Below are 22,225 nucleotides of genomic sequence, written 5' to 3'. Positions count from 1 at the left end.
TCCGGCAAGATCATGCGCCGCATCCTGCGCAAGATCGCCGAGGACGAGCCGGGCAGCCTGGGGGACACCTCGACGCTCGCCGATCCCGCCGTGGTCGACGATCTCGTCAAGAACCGACAGAACAAGAAGCAGACCTCGGCGTAAGAACGCTCTCGCGCCCCGGACGCAGCGCAGCGCTTCTTCAGCGGTGCGCTGCAGAGCCGGGCCCCATGCCACCATCATCGAGGTGGGTCCCGGCTCTGCGTCGCACCGCTTCGCGCTGCGCCGCGTCCGGGACACGAGACCGACTGCAGCCCCCGAGACAACAGCCGTTCACATTCCTCACGCACTTGTCAGGGCGTGCGCCTGCGCGGCTGCATGTTTCCCGCCAGGTGTTGTTTTCCGGTCATTTACTTTAATTCGAACTTTTCCTTTGTTCCCTGTGCTGGCTGGGCCCGAGGCGCGGCGCGTGGAAACCATCCGGTTAATGCGCGCGGTTAAGAATGCGTGGGCGAGCGGGCGATTTCCGGGTTTTGCGTCAATTTGAACGACCCGTTCGGACAATGGATAAGGAAGCAAGTGATGTCGATGAGGATTGCGGTGGCATTGGCCGCCACCATCGGGGCAGGGATAATGATGTCGACGGCGGCCGAAGCGCGGCCGGAAATGGTGGGGCTGCACGGAGCCGACTATTCGCCGGGCACCATCGTGGTCAGGACCAATGAACGCCGCCTCTATCTCATTCTCGATGGCGAGCACGCGATGCGCTACCCGGTCGGCGTCGGCAAATCCGGCAAGCAATGGGCCGGCACCACCCGCATCGACGGCAAGTATCGCAACCCGGCCTGGTCGCCTCCGGCCGAAGTGAAGCACGACAAGCCGCAACTTCCTGACGTGATCCCCGGCGGCTCGCCGCGCAATCCGATGGGCGTCGCGGCGATGACGCTGGCCGGCGGCGAATACGCCATCCACGGCACCAACGTGCCGGGCTCGGTCGGCGGCTTCGTCTCCTATGGCTGCATCCGCATGCTGAACGACGACATCTCCGACCTCTACAGCCGCGTCTCCGTCGGCACCACGGTGGTCGTGACGCGCTGAGACCTCGCTCCTTCGAGGCAGACGAAAAAGCCGCGTCTCGACGCGGCTTTCTATTGCCAGAAGCGCCAGCTGCGCGCGCACCAGCCCTCGCGATGACCGCCATTGTAGCTGCGGGCATAACCGCCCGCGAGCAGCGCCGCCGACACGTTGGGCGTGCGCCGGGTGGCAACATCGGCGAGAATGCGTCCGTATTTCTCCGGCCCAAGGTTGTAGATCACAACGCCGCCCTGGCCGAGCAGATTGCGCAGCGCATCGCTGGCAGCTTCGGCCTTGTCCAGCTCGTCCCGACAGGACGCCTTCATTTCGGGCGCATCGATGCCGCGCAGGCGAACCCGCGCGACGAGATCGCGCCCGCCACGCTGATGTACACGCGCGAGAAAAGTGTCGCCGTCGATGGTGCGGATGACGTCGACCGGCTGGCGAATGTCGGGATTGCCTGTCTGCTGCAGGATGATCTCGGCGTCCTGCGCCCGTTCGTCACCGGCATGCGGCACGCGCCAGTTGGTGCCATGCCGATAGATGAGCACGACCGCGGTTACGACAACGATCACGAACATCCACGGCAGCAGGCCCGCGAAGCGACGGCCGAACGGCGCGCCGCTGAACGAGGGACGATGGGAATTGATTCGGTCGCGGGGAAGCATCGGCCGACGCTAGGGCTGAGTCGGGCGAGCCGGCAAGAGACGGTCCCGTCTCAGAAGTCTGATGCGATGCCTTTGCGTTCCCAGTCGCCATAGCGCGTCGGCTCGGGACCTTTCGGCCCCTGCAACTCTTTTGGCGCGGCTTCCGAATTGCCCGCAGCCGCCTGCCGGCGTGCTTCGGCCTCCGCCAGCGCGCGCTGAGCGGCCGGCGTCAGCGGCTTGCGCCGGGAAGGGCTGGACGGAGTGTCGTTCATCTCTGGCTTCCTAACCCAGGCACGCGCCCCGCGCGATCGGAAAAAACGCCGCGCATAGGGCAGAGATCGTCATGCAGGGCTGAAAAAACCAGAGTCGATTCTTACATTTGGCATATTCGCGTGCCACAGAGGCGCGTCTCAGGCATGCGCCCTCGCGGCGGAACTGCCGCTCGCTCAGAACCTTACCTCCGCATGCCATCTCAACGTTTTGCTCCACCCTCCGAAGTGCCCGGTCTGGCGGCGCGCCGGATCGCCGCCGACATCGTCGACGGTGTCCTGCATAAACACCGCACGCTGGACGACCAGCTCGACGGTGGCGGCGCCCATCCCGGCCTGAAGACGCTCGCCGATCGCGACCGCGCGCTGATGCGGCGGATGGTGGCGACCGTGCTGCGCCGGCTCGGCACGCTCGGCCACGTGCTGTCGCGTCTGCTCGACAAGGGCATCCCCGGCGAGGCGCCGCGCGCGCAAAGCGCGCTGCTGATCGGCGCTGCGCAAATTCTCTGGATGGATGTTCCCGATCACGCGGCTGTCGACCTCTCGGTCCGCCTGGTGCAATCCGATCGCCGCGCGGCACGCTATGCCGGCCTCGTCAACGCCGTGCTGCGCCGCTGCGCGCGCGAGGGCAAGGCGCTGGTGGAGGAAGTCGCGACGCAATCGCTCGACCTGCCGCCCTGGCTGCTCGCGCGCTGGAGCGCGCATTATGGCGAGACCACCGCGCGCGAGATGGCGCTCGCGCTCGGCCACGAGCCTTCGCTCGATCTGACCGTGAAGTCGGACGCCGCGCAGTGGGCGAGTCGGCTGCACGGCGAGGTGCTGCCGACCGGAACCGTGCGCACGCTGTTGCACGGCTCGGTGACCATGCTGCCCGGCTTCAGCGAAGGACAATGGTGGGTCCAGGACGCCGCGGCCGCATTGCCGGCACGGCTGTTCGGCGATATCGCGGGAAAATCCATCGCCGATCTTTGCGCCGCGCCCGGCGGCAAGACGGCCCAGCTGGTGCACGCCGGCGCCAATGTCGTCGCGATAGACCGTTCGCCGGCGCGCGTCGCACGGTTGCGCGAAAATCTCGCCCGGTTGTCGCTGCAGGCCGAAACCGTCGTCGCCGACGCCGTGGAATGGGCGGGTCCAGCGCACGGCTTCGACGGCGTCCTGATCGATGCGCCCTGCACCTCGACCGGCACGATCCGCCGCCATCCGGATGTGGCCTGGCTGCGCCAGGAGTCCGACATCGCGGCGCTCGCGGCACTTCAGCAGCGCCTGCTGCGCAAGTCCGTCTCGCTGCTCAAACCGGGCGGAACGCTGGTCTATTGCACCTGCTCGCTGGAGCCCGAGGAAGGCGAGCAGGCGATTGCCGCGCTGCTGGACGCGGAGCCGACGCTGCGCCGCGTGCCGATCCAGCCATCCGAGGTCTCGGGCCTGGCCGAGATCATTACCGCTGACGGCGATTTGCGCACCCTGCCGAGCCACTTGCCGAACGCCGACCCACGGCTCGGCGGGCTCGACGGATTCTTCGCCGCCCGGCTGGTTAAATCCTGATTTTGCACCGGATTTTGCGCCACTGAAGCTGATTCGCCACCTTTCAAGGTGGTGTCAGCCGGCGGATTTTGGGATTAAAAGGATTCGTCAGGAATCCTCTCCCCCTTCAAGGCAAGGCGTGTCGGTCGCTCAACGCAGACGTATCTCGGCGCTGGTCATGAACCGCTTCGCGCGGAACATGCTGGCGCGCGCGAGCGGCGGGTCGGTGGCAGTGTCACGGCTCTGGCCGGGCCGCACCGACCGGCTGATCATCGCGCCGCACGACTTACGCACCGCGGACGCCACGCGCGCGGCCGAGATCTATGCCGGGCGCTTCGTGTTCGCCGGCAAGATCGTCAATTGCCACGGCCGCTCGATTTTCGATCTCGAGCCGCCATCGGAGGACTGGGAGGTCGCCCTGCTCGGCTTCGGCTGGCTGCGCCACTTGCGCGCCGCCGACACCGCGCTGACGCGGGCCAACGCCCGCTCGCTGGTCGAGGACTGGATCTCCAATCCCGCCAACAAGCGCCGCCCCGTGGCCCGCCGCGCCGACGTGCTGGCGCGGCGCGTGATCTCGCTGTTGTCGCAGGCCCCCCTGGTGCTCGGCGACACCGACAACAAATTCTACCGTCGTTATCTGCGGGCGCTGGCCCGCGAGATTCGCCTTCTGCGTTTCACGATGGTCGACATCCCCGACGGGGTGCCGCGGCTGCAAGTGTTGATCGCGCTTTGCTACGCCTCGCTGTGCCTTGCCAACCAGGCGCGCCACATCCGCAGCGCCTCGCGCAAGCTGTCCGACGAATTGCAGCGCCAGATCCTTCCCGACGGCGGACACATCTCCCGCAATCCGGGTGCGTTGATCGAGCTCCTGATCGACCTGTTGCCGCTGCGCCAGACCTTTGCGGCGCGCAACATCGCGCCGCCGCCGGCGCTGCTGAACGCGATCGACCGCATGATGCCGATGCTGCGCTTCTTCCGGCACGGCGACGGCAACTTTGCGCTGTTCAACGGCATGAGCGCGACGTCGTCGGATCTGCTCGCCACGCTGCTGGCCTATGACGACACCCACGGCGCGCCGATGGCGACCATGCCGCATACCGGCTTCCAGCGCCTCGATGCCGGAGCGCTGACGCTGATCATGGACACCGGCGCGCCGCCGCCCGCCAATGTCAGCCACGACGCCCATGCCGGCTGCCTGTCGTTCGAATTGTCCTCGGGCACGAGCCGCATCGTGACCAATTGCGGCATGCCGACGACGGGGCGCGACAATTGGCGGCCATTCGCGCGCGGCACGGCGGCGCATTCGACGCTGAGCTATCACGAAACATCGTCCTGCCAGTTCGTCGAGCTGTCGGCGATGAAGAAGCTGCTGCACGGCGCGCCCGTGATCAGCGGGCCGTCCGTCGTCGAGAATTTTCGTGAGGTCGTTCAGAACGGCACGCTGCTGACGACGTCGCATGACGGCTATCTCGCCAAGTTCGGCGTGATCCACCGGCGTGTGGTGATGATCGCCAATGACGGGACGCGGGTCGACGGCGAGGATACGCTGTCGCCGCCGCAGGGCGGACGGCTGAAGGGCACGAATGCGGATTTCGCGCTGCGTTTCCATCTGCATCCGGCGGTGAAGGCAAGCCGGCTGTCGGACGCCCGCGGCGTGATGCTGGTGCTGCCGAACCGCGAGGTCTGGACCTTTGAAGCATTGGACGACAAGGTCGATCTCGATGACAGCGTCTTCCTGGCCGGAAATGACGGGCCGCGCCGCACCGCCCAGATCGTGATCCGGCAGGATGCGCGGCAGGCGCCCTCGATCCGCTGGAGCTTCGTCCGCTCCACGGCTTCGCCTGCGGTCACCAATGCCCGCCGCAATGCCCGGCGCGAGCCGGAACTCCCGCTGTAAACGCGCGCGGCTCAGCCCCATCTGGTCGTTGTGAAGGGCATCGAAAGCTGCTAACGAGCACCCGCTCGCGCAACTGGCGACCTTGGATGGAGCACCATCGGGAAGCGCGGGACATAGCTGCCGCGCGCCTGGGCATAGGTACTCCCTTCAACAGAGGATCTTGCTCATGACCGACCATCCGCGCCGCGTCACCCGCGCACTGCTTTCCGTTTCCGACAAGACCGGCTTGATTGAATTCGCCAAGGCGCTGGCCGCCCACGGCGTCGAGCTGGTGTCGACCGGCGGCACGGCCAAGGCGATCGCGGCTGCCGGCCTCAAGGTCAAGGACGTCTCCGACCTCACCGGCTTTCCCGAGATGATGGACGGCCGCATCAAGACGCTGCATCCGAAGGTGCATGGCGGCCTGCTCGCAATCCGCGACAACAAGGAACATGCGGAAGCGATGAAGACGCACGGCATCGCGCCGATCGATCTGCTCGTCGTCAATCTCTATCCGTTCGAGGCGACCGTCGACAAAGGCGCTGATTTCGAGGAGTGCATCGAGAACATCGACATCGGCGGTCCTGCGATGATCCGCGCCGCCGCGAAGAACCATGACGATGTCGCGGTCGTCGTCGAGGCGCAGGATTACCAGGCCGTGCTCGACGAGCTCGCCGCCAACAATGGTGCGACCACGTTGAAGCTGCGCCGGCGCCTTGCCGCAAAAGCCTATGCGCGCACCGGCGCCTATGATGCCGCGATCTCCAACTGGTTCAACCGGCAGCTCGAGATCGATGCGCCCGACTACCGCGCCTTCGGCGGCAAGCTGATCCAGGCGCTGCGCTACGGCGAGAATCCGCACCAGACCGCCGCGTTCTACGCGACGCCCGACAAGCGGCCCGGCGTCTCGACGGCGCGGCAGTTGCAGGGCAAGGAGCTCTCCTACAACAACATCAACGATACCGACGCGGCCTATGAGTGCATCGGCGAGTTCGACGCCAAGCGCACGGCGGCCTGCGTCATCGTCAAGCACGCGAACCCTTGCGGCGTCGCGGAAGGTCCCGATCTCGTCGCCGCCTATCGCAGGGCGCTTGCCTGCGACTCGACCTCGGCTTTTGGCGGCATCATCGCGATGAATCGCGCGCTCGATGCCGACACCGCGCGCGAGATCACGAAGATATTCACCGAGGTGATCATCGCGCCGGACGCAAGTGAGGAAGCGATCTCCATCATCGGCGCGCGCAAGAATCTGCGCCTGCTGCTCGCCGGCGGCCTGCCCGACCCGCGTTCGGCGGGCCTCACCGCCAAGACCGTTGCCGGCGGCCTGCTCGTGCAGAGCCGCGACAACGCCGTGGTCGACGACATGACGTTCAAGGTGGTGACCAGGCGTGCACCTGATGATGCCGAGATGCGCGATTTGAAGTTCGCGTTCCGCGTCGCAAAGCACGTCAAGTCCAACACCATCATCTACGCCAAGGATCTCGCCACCGTCGGCATCGGCGCGGGTCAGATGAGCCGGGTGGATTCAGCGCGGATCGCAGCACGGAAGGCGCAGGATGCGGCGAACGAGCTGAAGCTCGCCGAACCGCTCACCAAGGGATCGGTCGTCGCGTCAGATGCGTTCTTCCCGTTCGCCGACGGCATGCTCGCCTGCATCGAAGCCGGCGCCACCGCGGTGGTGCAACCCGGCGGCTCGATGCGCGACGACGAGGTGATCAAGGCCGCCGACGAGCACGGCATCGCCATGGTGTTCACGGGGACACGGCATTTCCGGCATTAACTCCTGTCGTCCCGGACAAGCGCAGCGAAGCGGAGCGCAAATCCGGGACCCATAACCACAGGGAGTAGTTTGGCGAAGACTGGTGGTTAGCAATCGCGCGCCACAACTTCTCCCTGGGGTTATGGGTCCCGGCCTTCGCCGGGACGACATCAGGATGCTTGGCAACAGCGGTCCCGGGTTCATCGCTCCGCGATGCCCCGGAATGACGGTGGTGCCGCTACTCCCTCACCCGCGTCAACAACGCCAGTCCCGCGGCGAAGAACACCACCAGCACGCCCATGCCGGCCTTCTGGCTTGCGGTCCCGGCCGTGATCGCGCCGATCAGCAGCGGGCCGATGAAGGACGTCACCTTTCCGGTCAGCGCGAACAAGCCGAAATACTGCGCGATGCGATCCTTCGGCGCGAGGCGGATGAGCAGCGTGCGCGAGGCGGCCTGGAGCGGGCCGCCGGCGGCGCCGATCAGGCAGCCCAGCACGAGATAGGCGCGCTCGGCCGCGCCGGCGAACAGGGCGCCGCCCGGCTCGGGCGGCGCGACCTTGATGAACAGGATCGAATCCTTGTCGACCAGCAGGATCGCTGTGAGCGATAGCAACAGGATCAGCATGCTGCCCGCGATCACGCGCTTCGGCCCGAGGAGATCGTCGAGCTTGCCGCCGAGCCACGCGCCGAACGTGCCGGCGATCGCCAGGATGATGCCGAAGGTGCCGATCTGGATCGTGTGCCAGCCGAAAGTGCCGGCGGCATAGATGCCGCCGAAGGCGAACAGCGACACCAGGCCGTCGGTGTAGATCATGTTGGCGAGCAGGAACGTCGCCAGCGATTTCCGCCGCGGCAGTTCGCCGAGCGATTGCTTCAGCTGCGCAAGGCCCGCGCGCAGCGCCGCGCGCACCGGCCGCTTGGCGGGATAGTCCGGCGTGAACAGGAACATCGGAATCACGAACACGATGAACCAGAGGCCCGTCAGTGGTCCCGTGATGCGATCGCCCTCGTGCATCGCCGGATCGAGTCCGAACAGCGGCTTGAAACCAAGCAGCGTACGCCCGGTCTCCGGGTTCGCCGCGAGGAAGCCGAGCACGACGATCAGGCTGATGATGCCGCCGACATAACCGGTGGCCCAGCCATTGCCGGAGAGCCGTCCGATGCGCTCCGGCGGCACAAGCGTCGGCATCATCGCATTGTTGAAGACAGTCGCGAACTCCGCGCCGACGCTCGCGAGGGCCACGGCCATAAGCAGCGGCGGAATGATGCTGGGATCGCCGGGCTTGCCTACCCACAGCGCACAGGAGCCGAGCACCAGCAGGGTGCCGAATGCAGCGATCCAGGGCTTGCGCCGGCCCGCCGCATCCGCGACGGCCCCCAGCACCGGCGACAGCAGGGCGATGGCCATGCCGGCCGCTGCCATCGCGAATCCCCACAGCGATTGTCCGGTCGCAGGGTCCGGCGCGACGCTGGTGGCGAAATAGGGCGCGAAGACGAACGTCGTGATCAGGGTGAAATAGGGCTGTGCAGCCCAATCGAAGAAGATCCAACTGACGACGGCGACGCGCGGCGGATAGATCCGCTCCGCATCGGCCATATCGGTATCAGAGGCGATCGTCGTCATCAGCATTCCCTTATCACGAACAGTTTTGCCTCTCCCGGCGCGAACGGTATAGCATTGCCGTGACGGCTGTGGAGTGTCGCCAAGACACGACAGAAGTAAGACACGACAAAAGCAAGACACGGCGGAATTTTGATGATGTCGCTTGTCCTGACACGACGAAAAGTCGTAGCCGTCCTCACGATTCTAAGTATCGGACTGTTCCCGGCGCGCGCTCAGGATGCGCGCCGCATCTACGAGCCGCCCACGCTCGACACCGTTCACGCCATCGCGGCCGAGCACGGCATGGTTGTGACGCAGGAGAGGATTTCCGCGCAGATCGGCGCAGACATCCTGCGGAACGGCGGCAACGCGGTGGACGCCGCAGTCGCGACCGGTTTCGCCATGGCCGTGACCTATCCGCGCGCGGGCAATATCGGCGGTGGCGGATTCATGGTGATCCATTCTGCCGACCACAAGGAAGACATCGCGATCGACTATCGCGAGACCGCACCGGCTGCGACCACATCGGACATCTTCCTCGGCACCGACGGCAAGCCCGATATCGCAAAGTCGCGCGACTCCGCACTTGGCATCGGCGTGCCCGGCACGGTCGCGGGACTGGCGCTGGCGCTGGAGAAATACGGCTCCGGCCAGTTCACGCTGGCGCAATTGATCGAGCCCGCAATCGCACTCGCGCGCGACGGTTTCGTCATCGGCGACGACATTGCCGACACCCTGCCGGCCGCACACAAGCGATTCGCGCGCTGGCCGGCGTCGGCAAAAATCTTTTCGCGACCGGACGGCACTCCGCTGCAGGAGACTGACCGGCTGGTGCAGGGTGATCTGGCGCAGACGCTGTCGACGATCGCTGCGCAAGGCCCGCGCGGATTCTACGAGGGACCGGTCGCCGAAAGGCTCGCCAAGGCTGTCACCGATGCCGGCGGCATCATGACTGCAGAGGACTTGCGGTCATACAGGCCCGTGATCCGCGAGCCGGTACGCGGCAGCTATCGCGGCTTCGATATCGTGTCGATGCCGCAGCCGTCCTCGGGCGGCGTGGTGCTGGTGGAGACGCTGAACATCCTGGAAGGCTTTCAGCTCTCCGATCTGAAGCAAGGCTCGCCGGCCTCGCTGCATCTGCTGATCGAGGCCATGAAGCGCGCCTATGCCGATCGCGCGCGCTATCTCGGCGATCCCGCGTTCGTCAGGGCGCCGATCCAGACCCTGATCGCAAAGGACTATGCGGCTAAACTTCGCGCCGGCATCAACACCGGCAGCGCCACGCCGGCGGGCGAGATCATGGCGAGCGCGACGCCGCCGCGCGAAGGCAGCAACACCACGCATTTCTCTGTCGTCGACAGCCGCGGCAACGCGGTGAGCAACACCTATACGCTGAACTTCAGCTATGGCGTCGGCCTCATCGCCGACGGCACCGGCGTGCTGCTCAACAACGAGCTCGACGATTTCACCGCGGCGCCGGGCGCCTCCAACGCCTATGGCCTCGTCGGCTACGAGGCCAATCTGCCGGGGCCGGGCAAGCGGCCACTGTCCTCGATGGCGCCGACCATCGTCCTGAAGGACGGCAAGCCGGTGCTGGTGACGGGCTCGCCCGGCGGCAGCCGCATCATCTCGACCGTGCTCCAGGTGATCGTTAACGTGCTCGACTATCATATGGATGTCGCCGCTGCCGTCGCAGCACCACGGCTGCATCACCAATGGCTGCCGGATGAAGTGCGTGTCGAGCGGGGCATTTCCGAGGACGTCCTGTCGCAATTGAAGGCGATGGGTCACGTCGTCGTCGAGCCGATGGGCCAGACTTCGGCCAACTCGATCGCGGTGACGCCGAACGGGCCGTTCGGCGCGCCCGACCCGCGCACACGGGGCTCCGCGGCAGAGGGGCAATAGCCTCTCGCTTTTGGGAGGCCCGAGATCAACGGCGCCGGTTTTCCGGCGGGGCGCGCCGTCCCCTTCCTGGTGGGCGCGCTGTCGTCGACGACCTCGCTTGCCAACACGATTGCGATCTTTTTCGGCGGCGTCCTGGTGTTCTTTATCGCCGTCTTCGCGCTGCTGGAGACAGGTCGCCGCGTGCGGCATGCGTATGCTCCGGGGCTATCCGCGGGCTCATTTCCATACGAAGCTGAAACGACTAGGCTAGCCCTCTCGTCCTGGAGATGCGCGTGGCCCGCAAGATCCTTATTGCTTTCGCCGCGTTGGTGCTATCGGCGCTCGTTGTGCTGGCGGTCACTCTCCGTCCCGATCGTGCGCTTCGCATCGTGGCCGTCGTCGTCGCTCACAATGTCTGCGCCAAGACCTTCGTCTCCGGACTTGATCCGGAGACATCCTTTACAGAGATCACAAGTGATAACAGCGTGCGTTTCTGGCGCGCGGTCATGACCTATCGGCTGGATCGCGCGGCAAGAACCGTCGAAATCCTGGCTTTTGGCGAGCCTTACGGACTCGCCGCCTTTCACGAAGGCTTGGGCTGTGTGATGGTGAATGGACCCCGGCAGCCCTATGTGCCGAAGAGCGATCTTCAGGCGCTGAAAGCGTCGCAGGAGCCGCCATTACTCCCTGAAATTGCCGGTCCGGACCTCGTCGAACCCGAGGATGACGCACTCAGGGCGGCTCTGACCCACGCCTTCGAAGAGCCCGCGGCCGTACCCACGCGGAGAACCAAGGCCGTGGTGGTGGTGCACAATGGGCGCGTGATCGCCGAACGCTACGCGCAAGGCGTCGGCATCGATACGCAGTTGCTCGGTTTCTCTCTGACCAAGTCCGTGATCAACGCGCTGATCGGCATTATGACGGACCAGGGCCTGGTCAACCCATCGATGCCAGCGCCGATCGCGGAATGGCATTCGCCATCCGACCCGCGCCACCAGATTGAGATCGAACATCTCCTGCGCATGACGACGGGGCTTGCGCTGGATGAGGCCTTCGTCGGCTTTGATCAGTCCAGCCAGATGTATCTGCAAGACGACATGGCCGAGTTTGCGGCGAGGGCTGCGCCGATCGCAGCACCGGGAACGCGCTGGCACTACTCCAGCGGATCGACACAGCTGTTGGCGCGGATCATACGTGATACGCTGGGCGGTCCTGAGCAGGCATTGAGCTTTGCCTGGCGCAATTTGTTCAACCCGCTCGGTATGCGTCATGTGACGCTCGAATTCGATCCATCCGGAACGATGCAGGGCGCGTCCAACATGCTGGCAAGCGCCAGAGACTGGGCGCGGTTCGGCTTGCTCTATCTCAATAACGGCGTCATCGGCAGCAAACGCATACTGCACGAAGGCTGGGTGGATTTTTCCGCATCCGCTACGCTCAATACCAACTATGGGGCAGGCTTCTGGACGAATCGCGGCCAGCAAAAAGACGCAGGGAGCCGCGCGCCGGGGGAGATTCCGCGAGACGCGTTCTCTGCGACAGGCGCGTTCGATCAACGCATCGCAATCATTCCGTCGCGAAACCTCGTTGTGGTGCGTCTCGGCGACGGCCCAGGCGACGTCCAAAGGCTGATCCAGGAGGTACTGGCTGCGACGCGAGAATGAGGCGAAAGGAGACTTACCGCCCGATCTGGTACGGCCCGCCCTTCTCCAGTGCGCGTTGATAGGCTGGACGCGCGTGGATGCGTTCGAGGAACGCCATTGCCTTGGGATGGCCCTGCTCCAGCCCGCCGCGCGCCTGTGCCGCTTCCAGCGGAAAGCTCATCTGGATATCGGCGGCCATGAACTCGTTGCCGGCGAACCACTCGCTCTTGCCGAGTTCGCCTTCCCAATAATCCATATGCTGCTTGATCTGCGGATTGACGAGCGCCGTGAGCGCCTGGTTCGAGACCTTGCGCACGAGAGGCCGGAGCAGCGCCGGCGCGCGCTTCGGCATCAGGGTGAACAGCAGCTTGAGCAGCAGCGGCTGCATCGCCGAGCCTTCGGCATAGTGCAGCCAATAGGTGTAGCGCAGCCGCTCCGGCGTATTTGGCGGTGGGATCAGGCGGCCGTTTCCATAGGTGCCGACGAGGTATTCGATGATCGCGCCTGATTCGGCGATGGTGTTGCCGTTGTCGGTGATGACGGGCGACTTGCCGAGCGGATGGATCGCACGCAGCTCCTTCGGCGCGCGCATGTCCGGCTGACGCTGATAGCGCACGATCTCATAGGGCACGCCCAGCTCCTCGAGCAGCCACAGCACGCGCTGCGAGCGTGAATTGTTGAGGTGATGAACGGTCAGCATTTTGAGGTCCCCGCTGGTCTCGGGCGCGTTGGTGCCAGCCCGGCGGACGAATGTCGAGCCGGACGGTCGCTATTTTTACCCGGGCATATTGACGTTTCTATTTCACCCGGATATTAAGCGGGCCACGTCGTCGGATTTCGTAGTGATTTCAATGCAGGAAACCTTCACAGCCTTTGTCGGTCAACGACGTCTGGCCTCGGGGCCGATCGCGGATGTGGTCTTGGCGGTCAAGCGCGCTGATGCGTGGGCGGGCTCGCCGATCGTGATCTTCAGCGACTTGAGCGGGCGGGCGGTCGATTTCGATATGCGCGGCGACGACCAGGAGGTGCTGGCCCGGCTGGCGACGGTTGCGCCCGCGCAATCCAACGGAGACGCTGCCCCTCCGAGCGCGCCCCGCGGTCGCGGCCGGCCCAGGCTCGGCGTGGTGGCGCGCGAGGTGACGCTGCTGCCGCGGCACTGGGAATGGCTCAACGCGCAGCCGGGCGGTGCCTCGGTCGCGCTGCGCAAGCTCGTCGACGAGGCGCGGCGCGAAAGCGGCGACAGGGACCGCGAACGGCAGGCGCGCGATGCCGCCTACCACTTCATGTCGGCGATGGCAGGCAATCTCGCGCATTTCGAGGAAGCCTCGCGCGCGCTGTTCGCAGGCGATCGCCGGCGCTTTGCGGCAGAGATCGCCGACTGGCCCGCCGACATCCGCGACCACATTTCGAAACTCGCAAGCAGCGATCGGGCGTAAGCGGAACACGCCGCTTAGAGTATTATGACCATCATGAAACGGGTGGACCTGCCGCGCCCGCTGCTCCACAATGGGCGCAAAGCGAGCTCATGGGAGGACGGTTTTGACGCGCGCAGCCCCACAATTCCTATTCGATTTCGGCAGTCCCAATGCGTTTCTCAGCCATGAGGCGATCCCTGCAATCGAGGCGCGGATCGGCGTGAAATTCGAGTATGTGCCGATCCTGCTTGGCGGCATCTTCAAGGCGACCAACAACAAGTCGCCGGCCGAGACGCTCGCCGGCATCAAGAACAAGCGCGAATTCCAGGCCGTCGAGACCGAGCGTTTCCTCAAGCGCTTCCACGTGCAGCCCTATGTCTGGAACCCGTTCTTCCCCGTCAACACGCTGAACCTGATGCGCGCGGCGATCGCGTCCCAGCTCGAAGGCGTGTTCGAACGATATGTCGAAGCCGCATTCCATCACATGTGGCGCGAGCCGAAGAAGATGGACGATCCGGAAATCGCGATGAAGGCGTTCGCCTCGTCAGGCCTCGATGCGCAGAAGCTGTTCACGCGTGCCCAGGAACCCGATGTGAAAGCAAAGCTGATCAAGAACACCGAGGAGGCCGTCGCACGCGGCGCGTTCGGTTCACCGACCTTTTTCGTCGGCAGCGAAATGTTCTTCGGCAAGGAGCAACTGCGCGAAGTCGAGGAGATGGTGTCGGGAAAGTGATTCTGACCCAATGAGCGAAGTGAGGTATCTCCCGCCTGTCGCTCCGGCGGAACCTGGACGACCGTGAAGCAAGAGCAAGAACAAACGGAGCATCTCCATGCGCATTCTCGTGGTGGGCGCTGGCGCCATCGGCGGCTACTTTGGTGGCAGGCTGTTGCAGGCCGGACGCGACGTCACCTTCCTGGTGCGGCCACGGCGGGCGAGCGAGCTTGCGAGCTCCGGCCTCGTCATCAAGAGCCCGAACGGCGATGTAACGCTGACGAACCCGCCTTCGGTGCAGGCCGGCAAGCTCACCGAAAAATTCGACGTCGTGCTGCTGAGCTGCAAGGCGTTCGACCTCGATGACGCCATCAAATCGTTCGCGCCGGCGGTCGGCCCGAACACGACGATCGTTCCCGTGCTCAACGGCATGCGGCATCTCGACGTGCTGGACCAGAAGTTCGGCGCCGAACGCCTGCTCGGCGGGCTCTGCGCCATCGCCGCGACGTTGAACGAGAAGCGCGAGGTGGTGCAGCTCCAGCCGATGCAGTCGATCAATTACGGCGAGCGCGACGGAAAACTATCCGGGCGCGTGAAGGCGATCGACGAAATCTTCACCAGCGGCATCGCCGGCGCGAGCGCGAGCCATAACATCATGCAGGACATGTGGGAGAAATGGGTGTTCCTGGCCTCGCTCGCGGCGTCGACCAGCCTGATGCGCACCTCCGTCGGCAACATCCTGGCGGTCGCCGGCGGCAAGGATTTTCTCTTGGGGATGCTCGACGAGACCAGCGCGACCGCGACCGCGGCAGGCTATGCGCCCGGCGGACCGTTCTTCGAGCGGGTCAAGGGCCTGATCACCACCGAAGGCTCGCCGATGACCGCGTCGATGTTCCGCGACATCAAGGCAGGCCTTCCGGTCGAGGCCGATCACGTCATCGGCGATCTCATCGCGCGCGCCGATGCTGCCAAGGTGCCGGTGCCCAAACTGCGCATCGCCTACACGCATCTGAAGGCGTATGAGAAGCAGCGGGCGGCGTAGCTAGCACCCCCACACATCGCCATCGTCCTGGGGCGCGCAAAGCGCGAGCCCGGGACCCATAACCACAGGGAGTGGTTTGGCGAAGACTCGGAGTTGCCAGCTCGCACCACAACTCCTCCCTGGGATTATGGGTCCCGGATCTGCGCTGCGCTTGTCCGGGACGACGGCGGAGTTTTTGGCGCAATCCTCACTCACACATCTACTGCAAATGCGCCAGATAATGCGCAAGCGCGGTGATCTCCTCCTCGCTGAGCGAGTAGGCGATGTCCGCCATGGCAGCGACGCCGCCGCCGACGCGCAAGCCGGCTTTGTAATCGTGCAACGCCTTCACAAGATATTCCTCGCGCTGGCCGGCAAGGCGGGCGACCGCCTTGGTGCCGGCATAGCTGTCGGTGTGGCATGAGGCGCAGCGGCGGCCAGTGGCCGCTTCCTTGCCTTTCTTCGACAGGTCGGGATCCTTGTCTTCGGCGCCTTTCGGCGGCGTGAGCTGCGAAAAATAGGCGCCGAGACTGCGGATGTCCTCGTTGGCGATTTCCTCCGCGATCGGCTGCATCTGTTCGTTCTTGCGCGAACCGGCGCGGAAGAACACGAGTTGCCACTGCAAGAACTGATCGGGCTGGCCGGCAAGCGAGGGGATGTTCTCGGTCTGCGAGATGCCGTTGTCGCCGTGGCAGCCGGCGCAGATTGCGACCTTCTCCTTGACGTCGGCGGCATCTGAAACGGATGCGGGATAACTAACGAGCACTGCCAGGGAAAGCGCCAATGCGCTGACGGCGTGTGAAACGAACTGCCGATACATGGTTGAGATTCCGCTCGATCGAAGCCCGTCATTCCGGGGCGGCCGAAGGGCGAGCCCGGAATCCATAACCCCAAATCGCGGTTATGGGTTCCGGACTTGCGCGCAAGCGTCGCGCAATCCGGAACGACACTGTCCAAAATTTAAAGATCAGGGCTCAAAGACAGAGGCTGCGGCCGCCACGCGGGCCACCGCAGCCTCCAGTCTCACACTGCGCTACTTCTTGCTGTAGCTGATGCGATAGATCGCGCCGGCCCAGTCGTCGGCGACGAGGATCGAGCCGTCCTTGGCGAGAATGATGTCGTCGGGACGGCCGAGATAGCCCTGGTCACCTTCAATCCAGCCGGAGGCGAACACCTCCTGCTTGGGGTTCTTGCCGTCGGGCCCGACGATCACGCGCACGATGCGCGCGCCCTGGTACTTGTGCCTGTTCCAGGAGCCGTGCTCGGCGATCAGGATGTTGTTCTTGTACTCGGCGGGGAATTGGTCGCCGGTGTAGAACTTCATGCCGAGCGGAGCGACGTGGGCGCCGAGATTCAGCACGGGCGGCGTGAACTCCGAGCACTTGTGACCCATCGCGAACTTGGGATCCGGCAGATCGCCCTGGTGGCAATAGGGATAGCCGAAGTGCTCGCCGAGCTTCGAGATCATGTTCAGCTTGTCGCTGGGCAGATCGTCGCTGACCCAGTCACGCGCATTCTCGGTGAACCAATACTTGCCGCTGCGCGGATCGACGTCGCCGCCGACCGAGTTGCGCACGCCAAGCGCCCAGATTTCGGCGTTGCCGGTCTTGGGATCGACGCGCCGGATCTGCGAGACGCTGGTCGGCGGAATGCCGACGTTGAAGGGCGGTCCGAACGGCAGGAAGAACCAGCCATCCTTGTCGGTCGCGATGTACTTCCAGCCATGCGCGGCATAGGACGGCATGTCGTCATAGACGACCTTGCCCTCGCCGAGATTGTCGAGATTGGCTTCGGCGTTGTCGTAGCGGATCAGCTTGTCGACGGCGATGACGTAGAGCGCGCCGTCCTTGAAGGCGAGGCCGGTCGGCATGTTCAGACCCTTGAGGATGGTCTTGACCTCGCGCTTGCCGCCATTGTCCTTGATCGCATAGACGTTGCCGAGGCCGAACGAGCCGACGAACAGCGTGCCCTTGTCGCCCCAGGCCATCTGCCGCGCGGCGAGAACGCCGGGCGCCCAGACCTCGATCTTGAAGCCCGCGGGCAGCTTGATCTTCTTCACGATGTTGGCGAGCTCGGCCTCGGACGCGCCGGTCGGCGGGCCCGACGGCGGCGCAAGGCCCTTCTGCGCCTCGGTCTCGTCGCCCAGGAACCAGTCATCCGGCGGATGCGTCCAGAACTCCTTGGTGCCGGATTCGTATTTCTTCAGCGCCCGGTTCTTGTCCTGCTGCTGCTGCGCATTCGCGACGCTGGTCCCCGCGAGCAGGGCGACCGCCGCAAACGCAAAGATGGATCGATGGAATATGGATGTCATCGCGTCACTCCCCTAAGGCGGCCGTGGCGGCCACACCGTTATTGTTTTGCTATTCGAGAGGCGAAGTTCGGAGTCTGTCGACAGAGGCAGACGCGAAAAGGTTAGCACATCTGCAAGCGCTGAGAAGCGTGGCTCGCGCATCGCGATCAGCCTCAATAAAAATTGAGAGAGAACTTCTCCGCATGCGTTGCATGCGAGTGCGTGCGTTCTCGCTGCAACGCGGAATCACGCGACGAGCGACCATTTCGCAGGCAGATGCTCGCGTGCTCGCGATGAGAATTATGAGACTACGGGATAAGGCCCGCGGTCGAAGACGGTGTCATGATAACCTTTTGAGCCGACCTGACGCGCCAGCGCGCTGCGAAAATCGCATTTGGCGCGCAGGCTGCCCAGCACATGGGCAAAGTCGAATGCGGGCCGCCAGCCCAGCTCGCGGCGCGCGCGTTCGTTGACGTAGACGCGGTCGATGGTCGGAAACAGGCGCCAGCCTTGCGCTGCGTAGAGTCTTGCGCAATCGGGATAAAGCGCATGCACGACGCGCGCGGCGTCCTCAGCCAGGGCGGCGAGGTGGCTTTGCGTGAACGGGCTCGTCGCTGACACGATGTAGCGCGAAAAGCCGATGCCGGGTGCGCGCTCGACGGCGAGCAGATGCGCGCTCACCGCGTCCGCTACATCCAGCCGGCGATAAAGCAGCTCGTTGGCCTGCGCATTCTCGGTCGCAAAATTCGCCCGCGCGGCCGCATCGTCGTCCTCCTCCGGAAAGAAGCGCGAGGTTCGCAGCACGAGTACGGCAAGCCCGCGCTCGCGAAAGAACAGCTCGCACAGATTCTCCGCCATCAGCTTGGAGGTGCCATAGATGTTCTTCGGCACCGACGGCAGATCCTCGGTGACCCAGACCGCGGCACTCCCAGCCTCGGGCCGAAGCTGCGAGCCGAACGCGCTGGTGGTGCTGGTGAAGACGAAGCTCTTCACGCCGGCCTCGGCCGCCGCCTCGAGCAGGTTGAGCGTCCCCGTGACGTTGGTGTCGATGAAGTCCTGCTTGGAGTGGGTGGCGACATGCGGCTTGTGCAGGGTCGCGGTATGGATGACGGCGGTGACGCCCGCCATCGCGGCCCGCACGAAGCCGGGATCAACGATCGAGCCCACCCGGTCGGTGAACTCCGATTTCTTCAAATCAACCCCATGCACAGTAGACCCGCGCGCCCGAAGCGTCCGGAGAATGGCTTCCCCGAGATGGCCTGCGCTGCCGGTGACCAGGATTGTCATTATGCGTCCAACGTTAAGTCCCGGGCGGAGCCGCCAGACGGCGATCCGGTCCTGTCAGGCTTGACGCTGGGAGAAATTGGAGCGGGCGAAGGGGCTCGAACCCTCGACCCCGACCTTGGCAAGGTCGTGCTCTACCACTGAGCTACACCCGCGTCCTGTGTCGGTCGCGTGACGCGCCGGCAACGGCTGTCGTATGCCAAAAGCGGACGGCGAATGCAACAGCTACCGGCGGCATGAATTCGCTTTCGGAGACCTAAATGAGCCCCGAATCGGGTCGAAAGCCGCCCGAAACGCCGAGGAACCACCGAATCAGCGGCCATGGATTGAAATTCGGCCGTCCCGGCCCAATTTAGGAGCCGGGACAGCAGCATATGGGACGGCATCGTGCTAAAGAGCCGCCTTTCCGGAATTCAGACGAGGGGACTCCCGTGACGATCATTGACCAGGGCAACGGAGCGGCGGGCCAGGCTGCGCTCGATCTGATCAAGGACACGACCACCCAGACCTTCGTGAAGGACGTCATCGAGGAATCGAAGCGCCAGCCGGTGCTGATCGACTTCTGGGCCGAGTGGTGCGGCCCCTGCAAGCAGCTCACGCCGGTGCTGGAGAAGGCCGTCAAGGCGGCCAAGGGCAAGGTCAAGCTGGTCAAGATGAACATCGACCAGCATCCGGCGATTCCGGGGCAGATGGGCATCCAGTCGATTCCGGCCGTGATCGCCTTCGTCAACGGCCAGCCGGCCGACGGCTTCATGGGCGCAGTGCCCGAGAGCCAGGTCAACGCCTTCATCGAGCGCCTGACCAAGGGCGTGACCGCCCCGGGCGAGGTCAATGTCGCAGAGATCGTGAAGGAAGCTGACGCTGTGCTCGCTGAGGGCGACATCGAAGCCGCGGCGCAGATCTATGCCGAGGCGCTGTCGCACGATGCGACCAACATCGCCGCGCTCGCGGGCCTTGCGAAATGCTACGTCACCTCGGGCGCGATCGAGCAGGCCAAGCAGACGCTCGCCATGGTGCCGGAGTCCAAGCACAATGATCCCGCGGTGAAGGCGGTGCAGGCGGCGATCGATCTCGCCGAGCAGGCCGAATCGCTCGGGCCGGTTACCGAGCTGGAACAGAAAGTCGCGGCAAACCCGCTCGATCATCAGGCGCGGTTCGACCTTGCGACCGCGCTCAATGCACAAGGCAACCGGTCGGCAGCGACTGACCAGCTGCTCGAGATCGTCAAGCGCGACCGCAAATGGAACGACGATGGCGCGCGCAAGCAGCTCGTCCAGTTCTTCGAGGCCTGGGGCGGCGCCGACGATGCGACCGTCGAGGGACGCAAGCGGCTGTCGACGATCCTGTTCTCTTAGTTGTTGGAGCATGATCTTTTTCCGGATCATGCTCTGAGCCATGGACGCCACGTAGATCAGCGGGGACGGGGTATGCCGATCAACATCGAATATCGCGGGCCCGCCGATCTACCCGAGATCATCCCGGTGTTTCCGCTGCCCGGCGCGCTGCTGTTGCCGCGCGGACAGATGCCGCTCAACATCTTCGAGCCGCGTTACCTCGCAATGGTCGATGACTCCCTGCGCGACGGCCATCGGCTGATCGGCATGATCCAGCCGGACGTGGCGCATTCGCCGAAAAATTCGGACAAGCCGGCGCTGTTCAACGTCGGCTGCGTCGGCCGCATCACCCAGCTAGCTGAATCCGGCGACGGCCGCTACATCCTCGAGCTCACCGGCATTGCCCGCTTCAAGGTGGTCCAGGAGCTCGAAGTGCTGACGTCCTACCGGCAGTGCAAGGTGGACTTCTTCGCCTTCACGGACGATTTCACCGCACGAAAGGGCGAGGAGGCGGTCAACCGCGAGGCGCTCCTGGTGGCGCTGGCCGACTTCCTGAAGGCCAACAACCTCAAGGTCGACTGGGAAGGCGTCGAGAGCGCGCCCAACGAGGCGCTGGTCAATGCGCTGGCGATGATGTCGCCCTACGGGCCGGCGGAAAAGCAGGCGATGCTGGAAGCGCCCGACCTCAAGACCCGAGCCGAAATCCTGATCGCGGTCACCGAGATGGATCTCGCCAAGAAGCGCACCAGCGGCGATCCACCGCTGCAGTAATCCGCTAATAACCTGCGACTGCCATCGCCACGACCGCGCTCAATGCCATCCAGCCGAAGTGGCGACCGCGCGTTGCCCAGGCGTTGGCGAAGGCGGCGAAGCCGAACACGATGGCCATCGTGATCACGATCCAGTGGCGCGCCGGCTCGGAGGCCATCCAGGGCGTGGCGAGCAGCAGCACGCCGCCGCCGATCCAGGCGACCGTCGAGGTCTGCCAGACCAGGCGGATCAGGGTCCGCAGACGTTCCGGTTCGATTTTGGCACGGGCGAAGACTTTCGTTTCGCCGAGAACGCCGTGAATGAGCGCCACCATGATCGTGGCCAATCCGGCGGCTTGCAGCAGCAGATCACGCATGAGCCGACCTCCATACAGTGCTGTATGGTACTAATGCCGGGCCTGGCGGATGTCAATACACTCCTGTATGGTCGGGCCGACGGAACCCGACATGACCGAACAGCTATCCGCCGACGACTGGATCAGGCAAGGCCTGAAGGCGCTTAGGAAGAGCGGCTTCACGGCGCTGAAGGCCGATCCGCTCGCGAAAGCGATCGGTGTCTCGCGCGGCAGCTTCTACTGGCACTTTGCCGATCTTGGTGCGTTCCACGCCGCGGTGCTGAAGCGCTGGCGCGAGATTGCGGCCGAGCAGGTCATCGCCGATGTGGAGGCGGGCGGCGAGCGCGAGCCGCTGCGCGCGCTGTTGCGGCGGAGTTTTGGCGCGCGGCTCGATCTGGAGCGCGCGGTGCGCAACTGGGCGGCGTTCGAGCCGGCGGCACAGGGCGCCGTTCGCGCGATCGATCGCCGGCGGCTCGACTACATCAAAGAGCTGCTCGAAAAGCGCGGGTTCGCTTCGGCGCGGGCGCAGGCGCGCGCGCAAATCCTGTACTGGACATTTCTCGGCTTTGCGCTGTCGAACACACCGCTGCCGGCAGCACGCCTGGAGACGCTGCTCGACGAGCTCATGCAGATGGTCACGAACTAAGGTGTGATGAGATTGAGCTCGCTTGCTGCCGCGCGGGAGGTACGCTCCCTCCCCCGCCTGCGGGGGAGGGCTGGGGAGAGGGTGTCTCCGCAGCGGACAATCCCCAATTGGAGAAAGCGCTCACCCGGCGCTTCGCCGACCTCTCCCGCAAGCGGGAGAGGTT

The 22,225-nt window shown here is 64.8% G+C and carries 20 protein-coding genes, 1 tRNA gene and 1 riboswitch; of the genes, 12 read left to right on the top strand and 9 right to left on the bottom strand.

The features are described from left to right. Positions 1 to 561 precede the first annotated feature (561 nt). On the top strand, positions 562 to 1,077 hold the full coding sequence (locus tag ACV1FX_RS31925) for a L,D-transpeptidase (RefSeq protein WP_473121509.1): 516 nt from the start codon (positions 562 to 564) through the stop codon (positions 1,075 to 1,077). A 50-nt stretch (positions 1,078 to 1,127) separates the two neighbouring features. Here ACV1FX_RS31925 and ACV1FX_RS31920 read toward each other — a convergent pair whose 3' ends face one another. After that, positions 1,128 to 1,721: a thermonuclease family protein gene (locus ACV1FX_RS31920; RefSeq protein ID WP_473121508.1), complete on the bottom strand. Its 594-nt coding sequence runs from the start codon at positions 1,719 to 1,721 to the stop codon at positions 1,128 to 1,130. A 50-nt stretch (positions 1,722 to 1,771) separates the two neighbouring features. Continuing rightward, positions 1,772 to 1,972: a DUF1674 domain-containing protein gene (locus tag ACV1FX_RS31915; protein WP_473121507.1), complete on the bottom strand. Its 201-nt coding sequence runs from the start codon at positions 1,970 to 1,972 to the stop codon at positions 1,772 to 1,774. A 192-nt stretch (positions 1,973 to 2,164) separates the two neighbouring features. On the opposite strand from ACV1FX_RS31915, the gene ACV1FX_RS31910 reads away from it, so the two are divergent. The 3 genes from ACV1FX_RS31910 to purH all read left to right on the top strand — a co-directional run bounded on the left by ACV1FX_RS31910 (position 2,165) and on the right by purH (position 7,146). Continuing rightward, positions 2,165 to 3,511 carry an RsmB/NOP family class I SAM-dependent RNA methyltransferase gene (locus ACV1FX_RS31910; RefSeq protein ID WP_473121506.1) on the top strand — a complete coding sequence of 449 codons (1,347 nt, stop codon included), beginning with the start codon at positions 2,165 to 2,167 and terminating at the stop codon, positions 3,509 to 3,511. A gap of 157 nt (positions 3,512 to 3,668) precedes the next feature. Further along, a complete protein-coding gene (locus ACV1FX_RS31905) occupies positions 3,669 to 5,387 on the top strand; it encodes a heparinase II/III family protein (RefSeq protein ID WP_473121505.1) in 1,719 nt (572 codons plus the stop codon). A gap of 59 nt (positions 5,388 to 5,446) precedes the next feature. Next, positions 5,447 to 5,528, top strand: a riboswitch (ZMP/ZTP riboswitch). 25 nt (positions 5,529 to 5,553) lie between these two features. Further along, positions 5,554 to 7,146, top strand: a complete 1,593-nt coding sequence (gene purH / locus ACV1FX_RS31900; RefSeq protein ID WP_473121504.1) for a bifunctional phosphoribosylaminoimidazolecarboxamide formyltransferase/IMP cyclohydrolase — start codon at positions 5,554 to 5,556, stop codon at positions 7,144 to 7,146. A gap of 217 nt (positions 7,147 to 7,363) precedes the next feature. Here purH and ACV1FX_RS31895 read toward each other — a convergent pair whose 3' ends face one another. Continuing rightward, positions 7,364 to 8,749 carry an MFS transporter gene (locus tag ACV1FX_RS31895; RefSeq protein WP_473121503.1) on the bottom strand — a complete coding sequence of 462 codons (1,386 nt, stop codon included), beginning with the start codon at positions 8,747 to 8,749 and terminating at the stop codon, positions 7,364 to 7,366. A gap of 132 nt (positions 8,750 to 8,881) precedes the next feature. Here ACV1FX_RS31895 and ggt point away from each other — a divergent pair, with 132 nt between their 5' ends. Both ggt and ACV1FX_RS31885 read left to right on the top strand, forming a co-directional pair. Continuing rightward, positions 8,882 to 10,633 (top strand): gamma-glutamyltransferase, encoded by a 1,752-nt coding sequence (gene ggt / locus ACV1FX_RS31890; protein WP_473121502.1) that lies wholly within the window; start codon positions 8,882 to 8,884, stop codon positions 10,631 to 10,633. A 266-nt stretch (positions 10,634 to 10,899) separates the two neighbouring features. After that, positions 10,900 to 12,276 carry a serine hydrolase domain-containing protein gene (locus tag ACV1FX_RS31885; RefSeq protein ID WP_473121501.1) on the top strand — a complete coding sequence of 459 codons (1,377 nt, stop codon included), beginning with the start codon at positions 10,900 to 10,902 and terminating at the stop codon, positions 12,274 to 12,276. A gap of 13 nt (positions 12,277 to 12,289) precedes the next feature. Here the strand turns inward: ACV1FX_RS31885 and ACV1FX_RS31880 are convergent, their stop codons facing one another. Further along, complete coding sequence (locus tag ACV1FX_RS31880) at positions 12,290 to 12,955, bottom strand: glutathione S-transferase family protein (RefSeq protein ID WP_473121500.1); 666 nt, start codon at positions 12,953 to 12,955, stop codon at positions 12,290 to 12,292. A gap of 151 nt (positions 12,956 to 13,106) precedes the next feature. Here ACV1FX_RS31880 and ACV1FX_RS31875 point away from each other — a divergent pair, with 151 nt between their 5' ends. The 3 genes from ACV1FX_RS31875 to panE all read left to right on the top strand — a co-directional run bounded on the left by ACV1FX_RS31875 (position 13,107) and on the right by panE (position 15,424). Further along, on the top strand, positions 13,107 to 13,691 hold the full coding sequence (locus ACV1FX_RS31875; protein ID WP_473121499.1) for a DUF2239 family protein: 585 nt from the start codon (positions 13,107 to 13,109) through the stop codon (positions 13,689 to 13,691). Positions 13,692 to 13,794: 103 nt separating this feature from the next. Then, positions 13,795 to 14,403, top strand: a complete 609-nt coding sequence (locus ACV1FX_RS31870) for a 2-hydroxychromene-2-carboxylate isomerase (protein ID WP_473121498.1) — start codon at positions 13,795 to 13,797, stop codon at positions 14,401 to 14,403. A 97-nt stretch (positions 14,404 to 14,500) separates the two neighbouring features. Beyond that, on the top strand, positions 14,501 to 15,424 hold the full coding sequence (gene panE, locus ACV1FX_RS31865) for a 2-dehydropantoate 2-reductase (RefSeq protein WP_473121497.1): 924 nt from the start codon (positions 14,501 to 14,503) through the stop codon (positions 15,422 to 15,424). Positions 15,425 to 15,623: 199 nt separating this feature from the next. Here the strand turns inward: panE and ACV1FX_RS31860 are convergent, their stop codons facing one another. The 4 genes from ACV1FX_RS31860 to ACV1FX_RS31845 all read right to left on the bottom strand — a co-directional run bounded on the left by ACV1FX_RS31860 (position 15,624) and on the right by ACV1FX_RS31845 (position 19,132). Further along, positions 15,624 to 16,223, bottom strand: a complete 600-nt coding sequence (locus tag ACV1FX_RS31860; RefSeq protein ID WP_473121496.1) for a c-type cytochrome — start codon at positions 16,221 to 16,223, stop codon at positions 15,624 to 15,626. Between the two features lie 213 nt (positions 16,224 to 16,436). After that, complete coding sequence (locus tag ACV1FX_RS31855; RefSeq protein ID WP_473121495.1) at positions 16,437 to 17,714, bottom strand: PQQ-dependent sugar dehydrogenase; 1,278 nt, start codon at positions 17,712 to 17,714, stop codon at positions 16,437 to 16,439. 279 nt (positions 17,715 to 17,993) lie between these two features. Then, positions 17,994 to 18,980: an NAD-dependent epimerase/dehydratase family protein gene (locus ACV1FX_RS31850; RefSeq protein WP_473121494.1), complete on the bottom strand. Its 987-nt coding sequence runs from the start codon at positions 18,978 to 18,980 to the stop codon at positions 17,994 to 17,996. Between the two features lie 77 nt (positions 18,981 to 19,057). Beyond that, positions 19,058 to 19,132 (bottom strand) — tRNA-Gly (locus tag ACV1FX_RS31845). A gap of 276 nt (positions 19,133 to 19,408) precedes the next feature. Between ACV1FX_RS31845 and trxA the strand changes: the two genes are divergently transcribed. Both trxA and ACV1FX_RS31835 read left to right on the top strand, forming a co-directional pair. Continuing rightward, a complete protein-coding gene (gene trxA / locus ACV1FX_RS31840; RefSeq protein ID WP_473121493.1) occupies positions 19,409 to 20,332 on the top strand; it encodes a thioredoxin in 924 nt (307 codons plus the stop codon). Between the two features lie 72 nt (positions 20,333 to 20,404). Next, positions 20,405 to 21,082, top strand: coding sequence for an LON peptidase substrate-binding domain-containing protein (locus ACV1FX_RS31835; RefSeq protein ID WP_473121492.1), 678 nt, complete (start codon positions 20,405 to 20,407; stop codon positions 21,080 to 21,082). 4 nt (positions 21,083 to 21,086) lie between these two features. Here the strand turns inward: ACV1FX_RS31835 and ACV1FX_RS31830 are convergent, their stop codons facing one another. Next, entirely contained in the window at positions 21,087 to 21,437 is a 351-nt protein-coding gene (locus ACV1FX_RS31830; protein ID WP_473121491.1) for a hypothetical protein, read from the bottom strand. 91 nt (positions 21,438 to 21,528) lie between these two features. Between ACV1FX_RS31830 and ACV1FX_RS31825 the strand changes: the two genes are divergently transcribed. Then, entirely contained in the window at positions 21,529 to 22,062 is a 534-nt protein-coding gene (locus ACV1FX_RS31825) for a TetR/AcrR family transcriptional regulator (RefSeq protein WP_473121490.1), read from the top strand. Positions 22,063 to 22,225 lie beyond the last annotated feature (163 nt).

It is taken from the genome of Bradyrhizobium ingae, from assembly GCF_055791185.1.
The sequence above is the reverse complement of the archived record's forward strand: the minus strand, read 5'-3'. Positions and strand labels throughout refer to the sequence as shown.

Bases quoted from the DNA above. Each gene is read 5' to 3' on its own strand.
- ACV1FX_RS31835 (WP_473121492.1), top strand. From the start codon at position 20,405: ATGCCGATCAACATCGAATATCGCGGGCCCGCCGATCTACCCGAGATC.
- ACV1FX_RS31905 (WP_473121505.1), top strand. From the start codon at position 3,669: ATGAACCGCTTCGCGCGGAACATGCTGGCGCGCGCGAGCGGCGGGTCG.
- ACV1FX_RS31850 (WP_473121494.1), bottom strand. From the start codon at position 18,980: ATGACAATCCTGGTCACCGGCAGCGCAGGCCATCTCGGGGAAGCCATT.
- ACV1FX_RS31915 (WP_473121507.1), bottom strand. From the start codon at position 1,972: ATGAACGACACTCCGTCCAGCCCTTCCCGGCGCAAGCCGCTGACGCCG.
- ACV1FX_RS31880 (WP_473121500.1), bottom strand. From the start codon at position 12,955: ATGCTGACCGTTCATCACCTCAACAATTCACGCTCGCAGCGCGTGCTG.
- ACV1FX_RS31925 (WP_473121509.1), top strand. From the start codon at position 562: ATGTCGATGAGGATTGCGGTGGCATTGGCCGCCACCATCGGGGCAGGG.
- ACV1FX_RS31895 (WP_473121503.1), bottom strand. From the start codon at position 8,749: ATGACGACGATCGCCTCTGATACCGATATGGCCGATGCGGAGCGGATC.
- ACV1FX_RS31830 (WP_473121491.1), bottom strand. From the start codon at position 21,437: ATGCGTGATCTGCTGCTGCAAGCCGCCGGATTGGCCACGATCATGGTG.
- panE (WP_473121497.1), top strand. From the start codon at position 14,501: ATGCGCATTCTCGTGGTGGGCGCTGGCGCCATCGGCGGCTACTTTGGT.
- purH (WP_473121504.1), top strand. From the start codon at position 5,554: ATGACCGACCATCCGCGCCGCGTCACCCGCGCACTGCTTTCCGTTTCC.
- ACV1FX_RS31885 (WP_473121501.1), top strand. From the start codon at position 10,900: ATGCGCGTGGCCCGCAAGATCCTTATTGCTTTCGCCGCGTTGGTGCTA.
- ggt (WP_473121502.1), top strand. From the start codon at position 8,882: ATGATGTCGCTTGTCCTGACACGACGAAAAGTCGTAGCCGTCCTCACG.
- ACV1FX_RS31910 (WP_473121506.1), top strand. From the start codon at position 2,165: ATGCCATCTCAACGTTTTGCTCCACCCTCCGAAGTGCCCGGTCTGGCG.
- ACV1FX_RS31855 (WP_473121495.1), bottom strand. From the start codon at position 17,714: ATGACATCCATATTCCATCGATCCATCTTTGCGTTTGCGGCGGTCGCC.
- ACV1FX_RS31875 (WP_473121499.1), top strand. From the start codon at position 13,107: ATGCAGGAAACCTTCACAGCCTTTGTCGGTCAACGACGTCTGGCCTCG.
- ACV1FX_RS31825 (WP_473121490.1), top strand. From the start codon at position 21,529: ATGACCGAACAGCTATCCGCCGACGACTGGATCAGGCAAGGCCTGAAG.
- ACV1FX_RS31860 (WP_473121496.1), bottom strand. From the start codon at position 16,223: ATGTATCGGCAGTTCGTTTCACACGCCGTCAGCGCATTGGCGCTTTCC.
- ACV1FX_RS31920 (WP_473121508.1), bottom strand. From the start codon at position 1,721: ATGCTTCCCCGCGACCGAATCAATTCCCATCGTCCCTCGTTCAGCGGC.